The organism is Arthrobacter sp. NPDC093128, assembly GCF_040683875.1.
Taxonomy (GTDB): domain Bacteria; phylum Actinomycetota; class Actinomycetes; order Actinomycetales; family Micrococcaceae; genus Arthrobacter.
In genome coordinates, this window is the sequence record NZ_JBFBEY010000003.1 from 198,964 (window position 1) to 212,985 (window position 14,022).

The following is a 14,022-nucleotide window of genomic DNA, read 5'->3' on the forward strand; positions in this document are numbered from 1 at the left end:
TGCCCCCCGGCCTATGGTCGCCGCCGGCGGCAGCGGCACCACCCGTATCTTGTCACGCACAATTTCGCCTGAACAGCTCTTGCTTGGATTGACCTTCGCCTTGCCAGCGATTTGACGCCGATAATTGTGTCACCAGTGGCTCTCTCCACGCAGCCTCCCCACTCTCCCAGAGCCTTAGGTTTGCTTGGAACTCTCTATAAGCTAGCGCCTAGTACAGTCAGGGGTCAGCCTGGCGTGGGCTGGAGGAACTATGTGGGAATACTCGTGGGACTACAGACTGCACGGAGTGAATATCGACTACTCCCGTCTGGACGAGGAACTCAAAGAGCTGGCACAGGACCTTGTCCAAAAAGGACACCACCCACGCCGAGACGATCCGTACATGGACGAATGGGCTGATTGTAGGGTCGAACAGTTCTTCCCGAGCCCTGGTACGCTTCCACCGCCGCCACGCGCACCAAAGTTGGATGAGGCGAACATAGCTGTCTGGGGGATTTTCCTCCTCATTGGTTCCCTGTTCGCGATAGGGCCGTTATCGGCGTCGCCATCAAGAAACGCCGGATTCATAACAGGCGCGATTGTGTTCTGGATTTGCTACATTGCTCTTTGGATAACGGCAAGGGCCTTGGATAAACGGTATGCAAGAGCCGTGAAACGCTATTGGGCCACTTATGACCCACACCACGTGCACAGGGCAGCGCTCCGGTCGGAACTGGCAAAGAGACTTGGTTCAGCGATCGATGACGCCTGGTATGAATTCAGCAGGCCTATCGCCACGGTTCCGGCGGCCGATATACGCGATAGTCCACGTTCGCAGCTTGCGTGGACCCCTCACGGGCCCAGACCTTCTGCCATGGCGTCATGTAATGATCGTCAGGCGGAATTTTTGGCGAGGGATTGGATGCTGTTCCTGGGGGAATCCGGCTGTCGGGTATCCCCGGCAACTCGGGACGGTGGGGCAGACGTGGTTTCAAAACGCTTTGTGGCTGAAGTTAAGCATCATGCTGCCCCGGTATCCCCCGCGTTGGTGCGGCAGATCTTTGGTGTGGCGACGGCCGAAGGGAAGACGGCGCTTTTCTTTTCTTTGTCTGGTTACTCAGCTGCTGCTGTCGAATTCGGTAAACAAGTGAAGATGGCTTTGTTTGTGTACGACTTCGCCCGAGGAACCCTCATTCCAAAATCCCCGGCAGCGGAACTGGCCTTGGTTAAAGGACTACCAAGCTTGTCGCGATATCTGCGGACTCCTGACGGGTTTTGATACTGAAGACCAGATAGACCGAAGAGTGTGGACTTCGGAGCTTTTTGGCGGTGTTTTGTTGGCGCTCTTTGTCGTTAGTTGCCGATGACGAGGGTGCTGGCGGCTGCCTCGATGACGTCGTCGGTGATGGTTTCGAGTTGGTTGGTCTTCAGTACTCGGGTGATCTGGGGGAAAAGCCGTTCGAGGAGCCGGAAGTTTCCGCGGGTGATTCGTTCGATCGCGGCGATTGCCTGGGCGTCAGTGAAGTCGTCCGGGTCGAGTGATCGGCCGAGTCGTTTCCAGTGCCGATCGAGGACGAACAAGAGCTCGTCGCGACCGAGTGCCCTGTAGCGGTGGGAAAAGCCGAGACGGCTGTAGAGCTGAGGGTAGTGGCGGAATCGTTGGTCGATGCCAGGCATGCCGATGAGGATGATCCCGAGATGGGTGCGGTCGTGGTTGTCGCGGAGGAGTTCGAGCGCGGTTGGGGTGAGGCGTTCGGCTTCGTCGATGATGAGCAGTTCGACCAGTTTGGTGATGCCGTTCATGAGGCGAGGGGTTGTTGGGTCGTTTCGGTGGAGGTGGCCATCGATGCAGGAGGCGATTCGGACCTGGGAGCGGTGGATTTCTGCCATGAGTTCTCTGGGGCGGCAGAGTACTTCGGGGGTGTAGAAGACGGCGCGGGATCTGTTGGCGAGTGAGAAGTGCTTGGCGTCTTCCTCTGCGTCGCGGGACCGCCACTCTGTTATGTAAGGTTCCAGGGCATCCCAGTTTGCGTAGCGCCGGGCGGAGTAGGTTTTGCCGACGCCGGCGTCGCCATGGCAGATGCCGATGGTGTGCTCTTTTCGCACGGCGTTGGCGAACTCGGTGAAACGCCGGTGTTCTTTGGTCACGATGAATGGCTGGTCCATCAGTCGTCCTCTTCGTAGGTGCGAAGCCGCGGCCGGCGGCGCGGTGGTTCAGCGGTTCGGGGTTGTTCGCGGGCAGCAATGATCGGGATGCGGTCGTTGATGGTGCGGCGCAGTTCACGCCGGCGTGCGCGGCGTGCGGCTTCGACGTCCCGCAAACTAAGCCGGAGATTCGGGTGGTCCTCGTCGATGGCGGTGCAGATGAAGCTGTCATGGTCGTAGACGCGGATCTCGGAGATGTCGCGGGGGTCGTAGCGGATGGTGATGGTGCGCCCGACAAATGGCGCCAGGGTGGGCGAGAGGTAGCGCTGCCCTTGGAAATGGATGCCGTCGCGTTGCACGACGCGGTTCTTCGGGACGGCGAGGAGGAGCCCGTCGAGTTCTTCGAGGGTGTCGGGCATGCGTGGAAGCCAGCCGTCAGCGACCCAGGCATCCCGGGGTGATGTGCCGAGTTCGCTGTGTGTCCGGTCGTTGTACGTGGTGATGAATGCCCCGATCTCGCGGTCGAGTGCGGGCAGGTCGAGCACGGGCAGCGGTGTGCGGGGTTCCGGGTCCTAGGCGTCCTGGCAGCGCGGCGAGCACTTCGGTGTTGATCGTTCCGAAGAAACGAAGATCTTGCCGCGGCCTTGAGGCCGGCCGACGGTGGAGTGGATGGTCCGGATGTGCAGCGCGACGGCGGTGCGTTCAAGGTGGTGGCTGGTGAAGTCAGAGCCGTGGTCGACGTGCAGGATGTCGGGCAGTCCGCACATCACCCAGGACGGATTCTGTTTGCGCCAGATCGCCTGCCGCAGTGCGAGGGCTGTGTTCAGGGCTGAGGGTGCGCCGGTAAAGACGGTGTATCCGCAGATTGCCCGGGAGTAGTCGTCCATCACGGCGGTCAGCCAGGGCCGGTCCGGTTTGCCGTTGGCCCCAATGATGAGGATGTCGAGCTCGGTGTGGTCTGCCTGCCATATCTGGTTCGGCCATTCGGCGCGGCGGCGGTACACGAGTTCGTGCCGATCACGGTATGAGGCCGGCCCCTCCAGGGCGAGGGTAACGAGCCCGGGGTCCAGGGACGTAACGATGTCCCGGACGGTTGAATAGCCGGGCGCCGAGGCGTTCCTTTGTCGGGCGTCGGCGACGGCGAGCCGATGCAGTGTCGCAAGGCTCGGGCGCGGCTTTGTCAGAGCGAGCCGTTCGATGAAGGCCACGGTCTCCGCTGCCGTGTGGCGCGTGCCGGCATCGACGCGGGGACGCGGGTCCAGCGCTGCGATCCCACCTTCCTGGAACAACCGGTGCCAGCGCTCCAACGTGCGCAGGCTGACCTTCGTATCCCGGGCCAGCTCCGCGAGGGGGATCTCATCTTCGACGTGCAGTCGAAGGATCCGCCACCGCTCCGCGCCATCCATGCCGCAGCTACATCTTGGTAGTCTCGCGGGTGGCGAAGGCCTGCTGGTGACGGTAAAGCGTTGCCCGGCTCCACCCGACGAGTCGGGCTGCTTCTTCGGCGGTGCGGCCCTTGGCCCGCGCGTCGGTCACGATCCGAAGTTTGTCGGCTATCACGACCGGATCAGAGAGTGGCCGACCGAACCGGGTTCCGCCCTGCCGCGCCGCGGCAATGCCCGCGTTCACGCGTTCGACGATCAGCTCCCGCTCGTACTCGGCCAAAGTCGCAAGCATGTTCAGCATCAGACGGCCCGACGTTGTCGTGGGATCAATACCGTCCGAAATGGATCTCAGGTACACGCCTCGTTCCCGCAGCAGGTTCACCGTGTTCAACACATCGATCAAGGACCGACCGAGCCGGTCCACCCGCCACACGACGACCGTGTCACCCGGCTCTACATACGCGAGGAGTTTCTTCATCCCCGGACGCTCAATGGCTGCCTTGCTTCCGGACGTGACGTCGGCGAAAACATCACGCTTCTGCACCCCGGCATCGACAAGCGCGTCGAGCTGCAGCTTCGAGTCCTGGCCCGACGTACTCACGCGCGTATACCCAAGATGTCTCACCCCGCCATTGTGCCTCAGGAACCCCCGGCCAGCACTGATCTGAGACGATCCACGGTGAGACATCTTTCCAAGACACACGGCGGCCCGGCAGGACGCTGATCCCTTAGACCCTCATCGACATGACGACCGTGTCTTGAAAAGCTTTTGTTTTTCAAGACACCGCCATGCGATGACAGCTGAAACCCTGTACTGGAGGAGCATTCAGGTGTGGGAACCGAATCAACTCACCACTCCTGACGCTCGCGCGTCAGGCCAAAGGGCACCGTATCGCTGAGGGGGGACTGTCCGATAAACGGTGTGTGGGTCCGGCCGGTTTTCATTAGTGAGTGGTCCTTTCGAACCGACCAGTGAAGGTAATCACGAACGCGTTCAGCGCAGGCTTCCACCTCATCACCCAGCGTGCCCGACCGCCGCCGGTCGGATCAAGAGACCTGGTGACCAGATACAGACATTTCAGCGCAGCGGCCTCGTTTGGAAAGTGCCCGCGGGCACTCACGGCCCGTCGGTAGCGGGCATTGATCGACTCGATCGCATTCGTCGTGCAGATCACCCGCCTGATCTCCACGTCGTACTCCAGGAATGGCACAAACTCCGCCCAGGAGGACTCCCAGAGTCGGACGATTGCCGGGTATCGCTGGCCCCACTCGGCCGTGAACTCGGCGAACCGCTCCTTCGCGGCCTGCTCGGACGGGGCGGTGTAGACCGGCTTGAGGGCCTTGACGATCCCGTCGCGGTGCTGGCGTCCGGCGTAGCGGAAGCTGTTGCGGATCAGGTGCACGATGCACTGCTGCACCACCGTTCGCTCCCACGTGGTCGTGATCGCCTCCGGCAGACCCTTGAGCCCATCGCAGACAGCGATGAACACGTCTTCCACGCCGCGGTTCTTCAGCTCGGAGAACACCTGGAGCCAGAACCGGGCGCCCTCGGCGCCGTCGCCGGCCCAGATCCCCAGAATCTCCCGCTCCCCGTTCACGGTGACGCCCATGACGACATAGAACGGGGTGTTGCGCACCTGCCCGTCACGGACCTTGACTACGATCGCGTCCACGAAGAGCACCGGATAGACCGGATCCAACGGTCGGGCCGACCACTCCGCGAGTTCGCCAACAACCTTCTCCGTGATGCGGCTGATGGTGTCTTTGGAGACCTTGGCCCCGTAGACCTCCTCGAAGTGCGCGGCGATTTCCCCGGTGGTCAATCCCCGGGCGGACAGCGAGAGGACGATCTGGTCGATCCCGTCCAAACGTCGTTTTCGCTTGGGCACAATCACCGGCTCGAAAGACCCGTCCCGATCCCGGGGCACCTCAATCTCGACAGGGCCGATCTCGGTCAGCACGGTCTTCGACCTGGTGCCGTTGCGCATGTTGGCTGCGATCGGCGTCTGGCCATGCTCGTGGCCCAGGTGCTCGGTCAGTTCCGCTTCCAGCGCGGTCTCCAGCACATTCCTCGTGAGCTGGTTCAGCAGCCCGCCCGGGCCTACCAGGCTCACGCCCTGCTCCTTGGCCTGCGTGAGCAACCGCTCCGCAAGCTCCTTCTGATCGATGATCTCTCCCGTCACAGGATCGATCATTACCCCTGTCATCTCGGTCGTGGACTCTGACACGGCCGTCTCCTTTCGGATCAGGCCGGACCCTCACACACCGTTTTTCTTACAGTCCCGCTGAGGGCGACGGTGAAGGAATTAAGGTTTATGCGGGTGACTAGAATTCCCTGTTGTCCTCCCTGCAGTGCCTGTGCTTTGGCATGAGTCACCGCCTCATCGAGCTGGCGTTCCATGCTGGCACGGTCCGCCGCTGTGATTGCGATTGTATAGTCCTTGTTGGTACTCATTGCTCCAGCCTTTGCGTTGATGACGTTGGAAAGGCAGGCTATGCAGCATTCAGACCCGCCAGTTCGGATTGGGTGGTTAGTGGCTCAGCAACCTGACTGAATCGGCTCGTGCTGCGGCTTCGAGAGTGATTTCCTGGCACAGGCCCACGTGATTGAGTGGATCGAGTAAGTTCTCGATTTCCAGGCTTGTTAGGTGGGCAGTGACTGTGGGGTTTTCACTTAGGACATCGCCGAATTGCCGACGGGTCCTGATGGCCTCTTGAGCGGATTCGTAGACGACGTCATGCGCGTGCTGCCTGCCGATGGCGTGACCGAGGGAGAGCATGACGGCCTCGGAGGAAACGAGCCCATGGGTGATTTCGAGGTTCGTCCGCATTCGGTCCTCGTCAATTTCCAGGTCGGTGAGGATTAGTTCTAGCCGTGCAAGCAGGTCTCCGGTGAGAATGATGGCACGGCTTAGAGCATCGTCCATCATGGCCGTATTAGCGCCGTTTACTTCCTGATCGTGCAGCATTGCTTCCATTGCCAAGGGCAGGAGGCTGCGGATTTGAGCGGAGATAGTGGTGCAGTCCTGGGAGAGCTGGGGATTTTGCTTGTGCGGCATGGTGGAACTGCCGACGGTCCCCGTTGGTGAAGCTTCCCGGACTTCACCGATTTCTGGGCGCATCAGCGTGTATATTTCACCGGCGACGCGGCCGCCGGTTGCGGCCAGCAAAGCCAAGACAGCGACGTATTCGGCGAACTGGTCTGCGATTCCTCGTGACGGAATGCGCATGCTGCCCAGCCCCAGGTCCTGGGAAAGGAGCTGCTGCACCTCCGGCCCATCGTTGCCAAGGGATGCGAAGCTGCCGACAGCGCCGCCGGCCATGGCATTGAACATCCGGGACTCCAGCTGCCGGAGCCGCTCATGGTGACGGAGGAGCTCATCGATCCACACGGCAACCTTGAAACCGAAAGTGATGGGAACGGCCTGCTGGCTGTGCGTCCGGCCGGCCATGACTGCGGAGGCCCCGCGCCGGGCCAGGAGTGCGGCCGCAGCGAGGGTCTGTTCCAGCTGGTCCAGCAGGATCAGGTGGGCCTTCTTGATCTGCAGCAGATCCCCGGTCTGGGTGATGTTCTGGGTGGTGGCACCCCAGTGCACCCAGCCGCCGTGCTGTTCCCCCGCGGCTTTGCTTAGTTCGGTTATCAGAGCCATCAGGGGGTGGCTGGTGGCCGCGATGCCGCGGTGTATGGCAGGAATGTCCAGCGCCGCCAGCGTTGACTTCGTTGTGATGGCTTCAGCGGCCTCGGCTGGAACGATGCCGAGCTTGGCCTGGGCTCGTGCGAGGGCCGCTTCTACCTGGAGCCAGCTCTCCCAACGGGCTTCGAGGTCGAAGAGGCTCCGGATTCCCGGGTCCGGGACCCGGTAGTCGGTGAAGCGCAACGGGATCGGCTCTCCCAAGGGAGCGGTTATTGCTGGCTGGCTTGGGGTATTGGTCATTTTTCGGATCCTGCGGTGAGACCTTCTGCGAGGAGGCGTTCGCTGCCGAAGAACAGCAGAATGATGGGCAGCGTGAGGATGACGGAGCCTGCCATCAGGATTGTGGTGGGAACTTCGAGGCTCCCGGAGAGCTGGGCGAGGCCGAGGGAGACGGTCCAGTTGTTACGTTCTTCGACCAGGAACAGCAGGGCGAAGAGGAATTCGTTCCAGGCGATCATGAACACGAACAGGGCGTTGGACATGATGGCCGGTCCTGCCAGTGGCAGGCTGATGCGCCACATGATGCCAAACCTGCCCAGCCCGTCCAGGGCGGCTGCCTCCTCGAGGCTTTCCGGAATTGTCTGAAAGTAGTTGCGCAGCATGAAGATGGACACGGCGATGGTCTGGGAGACATAGACCACCAGCAGCACACCGATGGCTCCGCGCAGTCCCAGCCTGGTGAAGAATACGAACAAGGGCACAGCGAGCAGGATGCTGGGGAACAGGTAGACGGCGAGGAACAGTGCGCTGATCTGGCGCCGGCCGAAGAACTGGAGCCTGCTGACGGCGTAGGCGCCGGGGACGGCAATGAGCAGGGTCAGGACCACGGTGCCGAGGGCAACCAGGCCACTGGTAAGGATGAACCCGGCGAATCCTTGGCCGCCGTCGGCGACGGACGCGAGAACGTTCCTGTAGGTGTCGAAGCTGATTTCGGACAGCTTGGGCCAGACCCTCGCAGGGTCAGCAATGAGGGAACCGATGTCCCTCACGGAGAGCGTGACCATGTAATAGAACGGGAAGACGGTGACGAGCAACAGGACGGCGATAACTACCCAGCGCAGGACACGCAGCGTTTTGGTTTCCGCGGTGTCGCGTGACCACGTGGGGGGCCGTCCCGGTGCTGTACTCCGGGACCGGACGTCGTTCAGGGTTGTCATTACGCTACTTCCTCGTCTTTGACGGCAAATTTCATGTAGATCAGGACCATGACGGTCAGGATGGCTGCCAGCACCAGGGCCTGTGCCGACGCGGAGCCGATGTCTCCGCGGCCGATGAGGTAGTTGAAGACGCCTACGCTGACGACTTCGGTGCCGGCGCCGCCGCCGGTGAGCAGGTAGACGTCATCGAAGTTGTTGAAGGTCCAGATGAACCGCAGCACGCTGAGGACGGCGATGGTTGGCAGGAGCTGGGGCAACAGGATGTGGCGGAACATCTGGGTCGGGACCGCACCGTCCATCCGGGCCGCTTCTTCGATTGATTTCGGCACGGCCTGCAGCCTCGCGGTGATGAACAGGAAGACGAAGGGGAATGTCCGCCAAATTTCAAAGGCGATGACCGTGAACAGGGCTGTCGGTACCGGAACGGTCAGGCCAAGGATCGACCAGTCGGTGGTTCGGGTGGTGAGGAAGGATATGGGCTGCTCCCAGCCCAGGAAGCCTGTGCCCCAGGCGTTGACCACACCGAACTGAGGATTGAGCATGGTCTTCCAGACGAACGCCGATGCCACGACAGGGGCAACGTAGGGAAGCAGCATGGCGGCGCGGATCAAGGTGCGGCCGCGGAAAGCGTTCCGCAGTGACAGCGCCGCGGCGAGCCCGACAACGATGGCCCCGGCCGTCCCCAGGATCGAGTACGCCAGTGTTGTTCCGAGGGATGACCACAGGGCTTCGGAGGTCAGGACGCCGATGAAGTTATCCAGCGTGTAGTTGCCGAAGAGGTTCGCGCGGCGGATCTGGATCAGCCGCACGTCCTGGAAGGCCAGCATCATGGTCCACAGGATGGGCAGGACCACCAGGAAGAGCACGATGATGAGGCTGGGTGAAACGAGGGCCAGCCCTGCCCGTGCTTGGCGCCGGCTGACGCCTCCGCCGCGGCGCAAGCCTGCCGGGGGCACAGGGGTCTTCCTGGTGCGGGGTGATTTCCTCAGGGTGGTGGTCATGATTCCTCCGGTGACCTCAGGGTCGGGTATCGGGTGTTCACTGGTCGGTCCGCCGATTACTTCAGGGTGGACTGGATGGTTCGTACGGAATCGGTCGCTGATTTGGCTGCGGCCTGCCCTGACGTTCCGCCCGTGATCATGGAGTTGATGGCTTTGGCGACTGGCTTCTCGGCGAGCAGGGCGCCGGCGAGTGCGCCCTGGCCTTGCGGCACGGCCCAGAGGCTCATCTTTTCCGGCGAGGTGGACAGCTGGTCGATGACGGACTGGGGGTAGAAGTCGGACAGCGGTGCCTTGGTGCTGGTGCCTGAGGACATGGCTTTCCAGGCGTCGACGTATTCCGTCGGGTTATCCTGGGTGCCCTGGCGGGAGGGAACCTTGCCCTCGGGAGCGAAGGCCAACCAACGTTCGTAGCCGTCGCTCATCATGTACTTGACGAAATCAGAGGCAGAGGAAGCGGCTTCCACCGGGATGGCCCAGTTCACCTGGGAGCCGAACTGTGCCGGTTCGGATCCGTCAGGGCCCTTGATGGCCGTGACCACTCTGCTGTTCTTGGCCAGGTATGAGGGGTCGCCGGCGCACTCGGCGCAGGAGGGCAGCATGTCGCCGCGGAGGCCGGCCATCTCGTCAAGGATGAACGAGGAGAACATGACCATGGCCGCCCGGCCGGAGAGGTAGTTGGACCGCGCCGTGTTGGTGTCCTGCTCGCCAGGGACCGAGTACTTGGTCATCAGCTCCTGGTAGAAGTTGAACGATGCGGTGCATTCGGGGCTGTCCAGCGTGATTTCCTTGGAGTCGTTGATCAGCTGGCAGTCGTTGCCCAGTGCCAGGTGCTCGAATGTTTCCTGGTTAGTGGTAAATCCGGAGAACCCGACCTGGCTGCCTGTGGTCAGAGTCTGGGCGGCTTTGAGGATGTCGTCGTAGGTTTCCGGTGTCTTCAGGCCTGCCTTGTCGAACAAATCCTTGCGGTAGACGAGCAGTGATGCCCAGGAATCGCTCGGGACTGCCAGCTGCTTCCCATCGATGCTGGCCAGCTCGAGGGACCGCGGGGCGAAGGTGTCCTTGCCCAGGTCGTTCACCACACGCGACGCCGCGTCACCGTCGAGCAGGTCGTTGGCCTGGAGGGCACCCACTCCTGGCAGCCCAAGCCCGCCGATCACATCGGGAAGTTCACCGGAGGCCGCGGAGGACACGAGCAGTTGGTTGTACTGTGCCTCGTCCACGGCCACAATTTCCACGTCAACGCCGGACTGCTTCGTGAAGTCAGCAGCAATCTGCTTCTGGATTTCGACCCGGTCAGGCTGGCGCTCCAGCGTCCAAACGGTCAGAGACTGCTTCTGGGCAGACTCTTCACCGCCCGGGCTGCAGGAACTGAGTGCCATAGCTCCGGCAAGGGCCACGGCAGCCGCAATAGTCCGCTTCTTTGCGTTCATTGAAATCTCCTGAGTAGATAAGTGATCAATCGATCTAGCAAGATGTAAGCACGTGCTCTAAGTCACTGTCAAGAGGAAATTGGTGCGGAAGCGTCGAAACTCACGTGGCGTAGCGGCCGAAGCTGCAAGTCCTTAGCGTGTTGAACTGCGTCTTGATGCTGGATCGGTATATCATTACTCCAGCAGCGGTCAGAGTGGAATTATCCTCTGATGCAAACGATGGGGCTGGGAGGCTTGGATGTCCGGAACGGTAACCCTGCAGGATGTCGCCGACCACGCAGGTGTTTCGCGCGCCACGGCCTCCCTCGTTCTGCGCGAAACGGGGCGGGTGTCGCAGCAAACCCGGCAACGAGTCGCCGAGTCCATGCAAACGCTCGGATACGTGTACAACCGCGGTGCCGCATCCCTGCGAACTCAGACGGCCAACACGATCGGCGTTGTCGTTACCAATATTGCGAGTCCATTTTTCGGCGAATTGCTCCATGGGCTGGAGACCGGCCTGACGGACTCAGGGTACCTCCCGCTGCTCGTCAACACGGGTGACGATCCTCACCGTCAACGCGAGGCCATCCGGAAACTACGCGAGCACCAGGTCGCCGGACTGGCTCTCGTGCCTGCCACCGGAACCAGCCCATCCCTCATCGACGAGCTCAAGGTCTGGGGACTTGAGCACGTCCTGATGACCCGCTACATCAAGGATGTCGACGCGCCATACGTCGGCGCGGACGACGTGGTCGGCGGCAGGCTCGCTGCAACCCACCTGATAGAGGCTCACGAGTGCCAGACAATTGCCTACCTCGGCGGCCTGCCGGCCATCCTGTCCCGCACGGACCGAACAAAAGGTGTCAAAGAAGCCCTCAAACGAAGCGGACGTGACGCTTCCGCGCTGATCGACATCCCAGGCGCCGTCAACAGTGTCAGCGGCCTCGACCTCGGTCAGCGGCTCATCGAAGCCGGCCCCCTCCCCGACGGCATCATCTGCCATAGCGACAGCATTGCCTTCGGCCTTTACCGGGCACTCCGCATCCATGGCTTGGGGACTTCCACCAAAGTCATCGGCTACGACAACATCGGCGGAGCAGCCCTCTGGGAACCACCCCTGACCAGCGTCGACACCAAAGGCGAAGCCCTCGGACGCCGCGCGGCACGCATGCTGCTCGAGCGAATTCAAGAACCCGGCTCACCTGCCTCAATCGACAAAACCATCCCGCAGCTAGCTGTCAGGCAATCCTGCGGCTGCCAGTAGAACCGTCGGCCACTGCTCCTCGTTCCACCTATCCGCGACATGGAGCGCTGCGAATTTACCGCCACTTATCGCCGCTATTCACAACGTTTGGGCTCCAGGTGGGCGGGGTCCCGGTGGCCGGACTTATCGCAGTTGTAGAACGGGCCCTGGGGGCCATGAGGACGCGCATGTGGGCTACCTTGCTGCTTGCGACGTGCTTTATTCGCCTGAGCTTGGCGTTGGCCATTTCCACCGGCCATCCGGCGTGATCTTGTACGACACTTGGCCGAACAGAAGGTCACTCGTGCCGGCAGGGTTGCCACCGTGGGCCACGTATTTGGCCTTGGTCTCTAAACCTCGTCGCTTGAGGAATCGCAGGAGCCACCACACTGATGCAGCGGCGCAGAGCAATGGGATACCGATCAATGCCCATTGGCGTACGCCGGCCCAGTGCAGGGTGAGCAGGGGGACAGCGATGCCAAGGGCTCCGACGACCGCTACTTGAATCCCGATCATGAACCGGAGTTCCGCGTTCGAGGGTCGGTTGTCGATGTCGTAGAGGTAGTCATCCAGTGATTTCACAGTTTCTTTCCTATCAGATTGCGCCGGCGTGGATTGTCCTGGCGGGGCAGTTTGGTCACGCGACCGCCTAGTTAGTCCAAATCGCCAGAATGCCCCAGGAGCACGCCCGCGCGCTCGACAGCCCCGAACCGCTGCTGTTGGGCAGCTTGTTTCGTTATGCCGAGGATGCGCCCGATTTCACTCCAGGCGGCTCCGGCGGCGCGGGCCGATCGGGCTTCCGCCGCGGTACGCAGGTCAACGGCTGTTGGAGTCACATGCTTTTGGCCTCTCAGGGCAACGTGTTGTCCCAATGGTCGCGCCAGTTTCCGAACAGTCCATAGTTCAGGTTGTCGGAAGGGTTATGCCGGCGCCGATCGCTGGTCGGGAGGTCAGGGAGTCGATCCTCGTCGTGGGCAGCAGCGGAGGTTCCGGAGCGCTGGTTTATCCAAGTTTGTGAAGTCTGCTTTTGCGGTGCAGTCGGCTGTATTCGTTGTTGCTTTTGCGGGGCAGGCACAGGAGTTGGCTGCTTTGGAAGCACCTTTCTCTGCCGCTTGACGTCCTGAATGAGCCTGCCGATATTTTTGAAACCCGGTGTGCCTTTGTGGATCTGCGAAAGGTCCAGCAGTTCGGTCTCCATCCGGTACATCCTGAGCATTGTCTCTACTCCGGGGTAACTCATGCCTTGTGCCATGATTAGCGCGTGGCCGGCTTCGCCCAGGAGCAGTAGCCTGGCCATTTCTCGTTCGGCGGGGGCACCTGCTTTGCCATAGATGTCGGCCAGGGCGCCCCAGGTGTGGAGCAGTGCGTCGAGAAGATATTCGTCCTTCAGCGTTTGGCGGACCTTTGAGTTGCTGAGCTCCAGAATGTCCATGACCAGCGCGTTGGGCATCGTGGCGGCGTGCTCGTGGCTAAGCCGCAGGAAAGCATCGACTCTTGCGGCTGTAATGCCATAGGCCCTCAGCCAAGTGAGTATCGCCTGAGATTGCCCGGTGCCCGGTCGGCGCTCCTCGATGTAAGTCGCCGCGGTCCAGTTGATGAAGCGTGCATATGGGTGTGACTTCATGGTTACCTCCTGTGTCTGAGTGCATCTGCGGATGCCCGAATGATGGGAAAAGCGCAAAAGAAAAGGACCGTCCGGGAGACGGTCCTTCGATTGTTGAGGCTGGCCGGGGGTGTAGTAGCTGCTCCTTTCCGTACTTAAATGAGAAGAACCCCTGCGGTTGCAGAGGTTCGAAGGTTGTTCAGGCGGGATGCCGGTGTGCCGTTACTAACTGATTGGCTACAATGACCCGCCCTGTGCCCAGTTGCCTATAAGAATCATGATGCGGGTCGTGTCAATAGGTCTTTGGTTACGCGCAACTGCGCACGTTGGTATCTATTTCCCAAGATAGCAGCAGCTCCAAATTTGACTGTGCACGCAGAACGCCAGCAGTGTTTTACCGGC

Annotated in this window: 14 protein-coding genes; 2 read left to right on the top strand and 12 right to left on the bottom strand. The window is 61.4% G+C overall.

Features of this window, described 5'->3' with window-relative positions:
- Positions 1-286: 286 nt before the first annotated feature.
- Positions 287-1,258, top strand: coding sequence for a restriction endonuclease (locus AB0N24_RS04760; protein ID WP_364121154.1), 972 nt, complete (start codon positions 287-289; stop codon positions 1,256-1,258).
- A gap of 74 nt (positions 1,259-1,332) precedes the next feature.
- Here AB0N24_RS04760 and AB0N24_RS04765 read toward each other — a convergent pair whose 3' ends face one another.
- The 10 genes from AB0N24_RS04765 to AB0N24_RS04810 form a co-directional block, all read right to left on the bottom strand.
- Positions 1,333-2,145 carry an AAA family ATPase gene (locus tag AB0N24_RS04765; RefSeq protein ID WP_364121157.1) on the bottom strand — a complete coding sequence of 271 codons (813 nt, stop codon included), beginning with the start codon at positions 2,143-2,145 and terminating at the stop codon, positions 1,333-1,335.
- On the bottom strand, positions 2,145-2,669 hold the full coding sequence (locus AB0N24_RS04770) for a Mu transposase C-terminal domain-containing protein (protein ID WP_364121160.1): 525 nt from the start codon (positions 2,667-2,669) through the stop codon (positions 2,145-2,147). The genes AB0N24_RS04765 and AB0N24_RS04770 overlap by 1 nt, the downstream gene beginning before the upstream one ends.
- Positions 2,670-2,696: 27 nt before the next feature.
- Entirely contained in the window at positions 2,697-3,530 is an 834-nt protein-coding gene (locus tag AB0N24_RS04775; RefSeq protein ID WP_364121163.1) for a DDE-type integrase/transposase/recombinase, read from the bottom strand.
- Positions 3,531-3,537: 7 nt separating this feature from the next.
- Positions 3,538-4,134 carry a recombinase family protein gene (locus tag AB0N24_RS04780; RefSeq protein ID WP_364121165.1) on the bottom strand — a complete coding sequence of 199 codons (597 nt, stop codon included), beginning with the start codon at positions 4,132-4,134 and terminating at the stop codon, positions 3,538-3,540.
- Between the two features lie 319 nt (positions 4,135-4,453).
- Entirely contained in the window at positions 4,454-5,704 is a 1,251-nt protein-coding gene (locus AB0N24_RS04785) for an IS256 family transposase (protein ID WP_364121630.1), read from the bottom strand.
- Between the two features lie 50 nt (positions 5,705-5,754).
- Entirely contained in the window at positions 5,755-5,964 is a 210-nt protein-coding gene (locus AB0N24_RS04790; RefSeq protein WP_364121168.1) for a hypothetical protein, read from the bottom strand.
- A 76-nt stretch (positions 5,965-6,040) separates the two neighbouring features.
- The gene (locus AB0N24_RS04795; RefSeq protein ID WP_364121171.1) at positions 6,041-7,444 is read right to left on the bottom strand and encodes an adenylosuccinate lyase family protein; all 1,404 of its coding nucleotides are present in this window, start codon (positions 7,442-7,444) and stop codon (positions 6,041-6,043) included.
- Positions 7,441-8,361 carry a carbohydrate ABC transporter permease gene (locus tag AB0N24_RS04800; RefSeq protein WP_364121174.1) on the bottom strand — a complete coding sequence of 307 codons (921 nt, stop codon included), beginning with the start codon at positions 8,359-8,361 and terminating at the stop codon, positions 7,441-7,443. The genes AB0N24_RS04795 and AB0N24_RS04800 overlap by 4 nt, the downstream gene beginning before the upstream one ends.
- Positions 8,361-9,362: a sugar ABC transporter permease gene (locus AB0N24_RS04805; protein WP_364121177.1), complete on the bottom strand. Its 1,002-nt coding sequence runs from the start codon at positions 9,360-9,362 to the stop codon at positions 8,361-8,363. Before AB0N24_RS04805 ends, AB0N24_RS04800 begins: the two co-directional genes overlap by 1 nt.
- Before the next feature lie 56 nt (positions 9,363-9,418).
- Entirely contained in the window at positions 9,419-10,792 is a 1,374-nt protein-coding gene (locus AB0N24_RS04810) for an extracellular solute-binding protein (RefSeq protein WP_364121180.1), read from the bottom strand.
- A gap of 238 nt (positions 10,793-11,030) precedes the next feature.
- Between AB0N24_RS04810 and AB0N24_RS04815 the strand changes: the two genes are divergently transcribed.
- Positions 11,031-12,038, top strand: coding sequence for a LacI family DNA-binding transcriptional regulator (locus AB0N24_RS04815; protein WP_364121183.1), 1,008 nt, complete (start codon positions 11,031-11,033; stop codon positions 12,036-12,038).
- Positions 12,039-12,236: 198 nt separating this feature from the next.
- Here AB0N24_RS04815 and AB0N24_RS04820 read toward each other — a convergent pair whose 3' ends face one another.
- On the bottom strand, positions 12,237-12,599 hold the full coding sequence (locus AB0N24_RS04820; protein ID WP_364121185.1) for a hypothetical protein: 363 nt from the start codon (positions 12,597-12,599) through the stop codon (positions 12,237-12,239).
- 268 nt (positions 12,600-12,867) lie between these two features.
- The gene (locus AB0N24_RS04825; protein ID WP_364121188.1) at positions 12,868-13,641 is read right to left on the bottom strand and encodes a hypothetical protein; all 774 of its coding nucleotides are present in this window, start codon (positions 13,639-13,641) and stop codon (positions 12,868-12,870) included.
- Between the last annotated feature and the right edge of the window lie 381 nt (positions 13,642-14,022).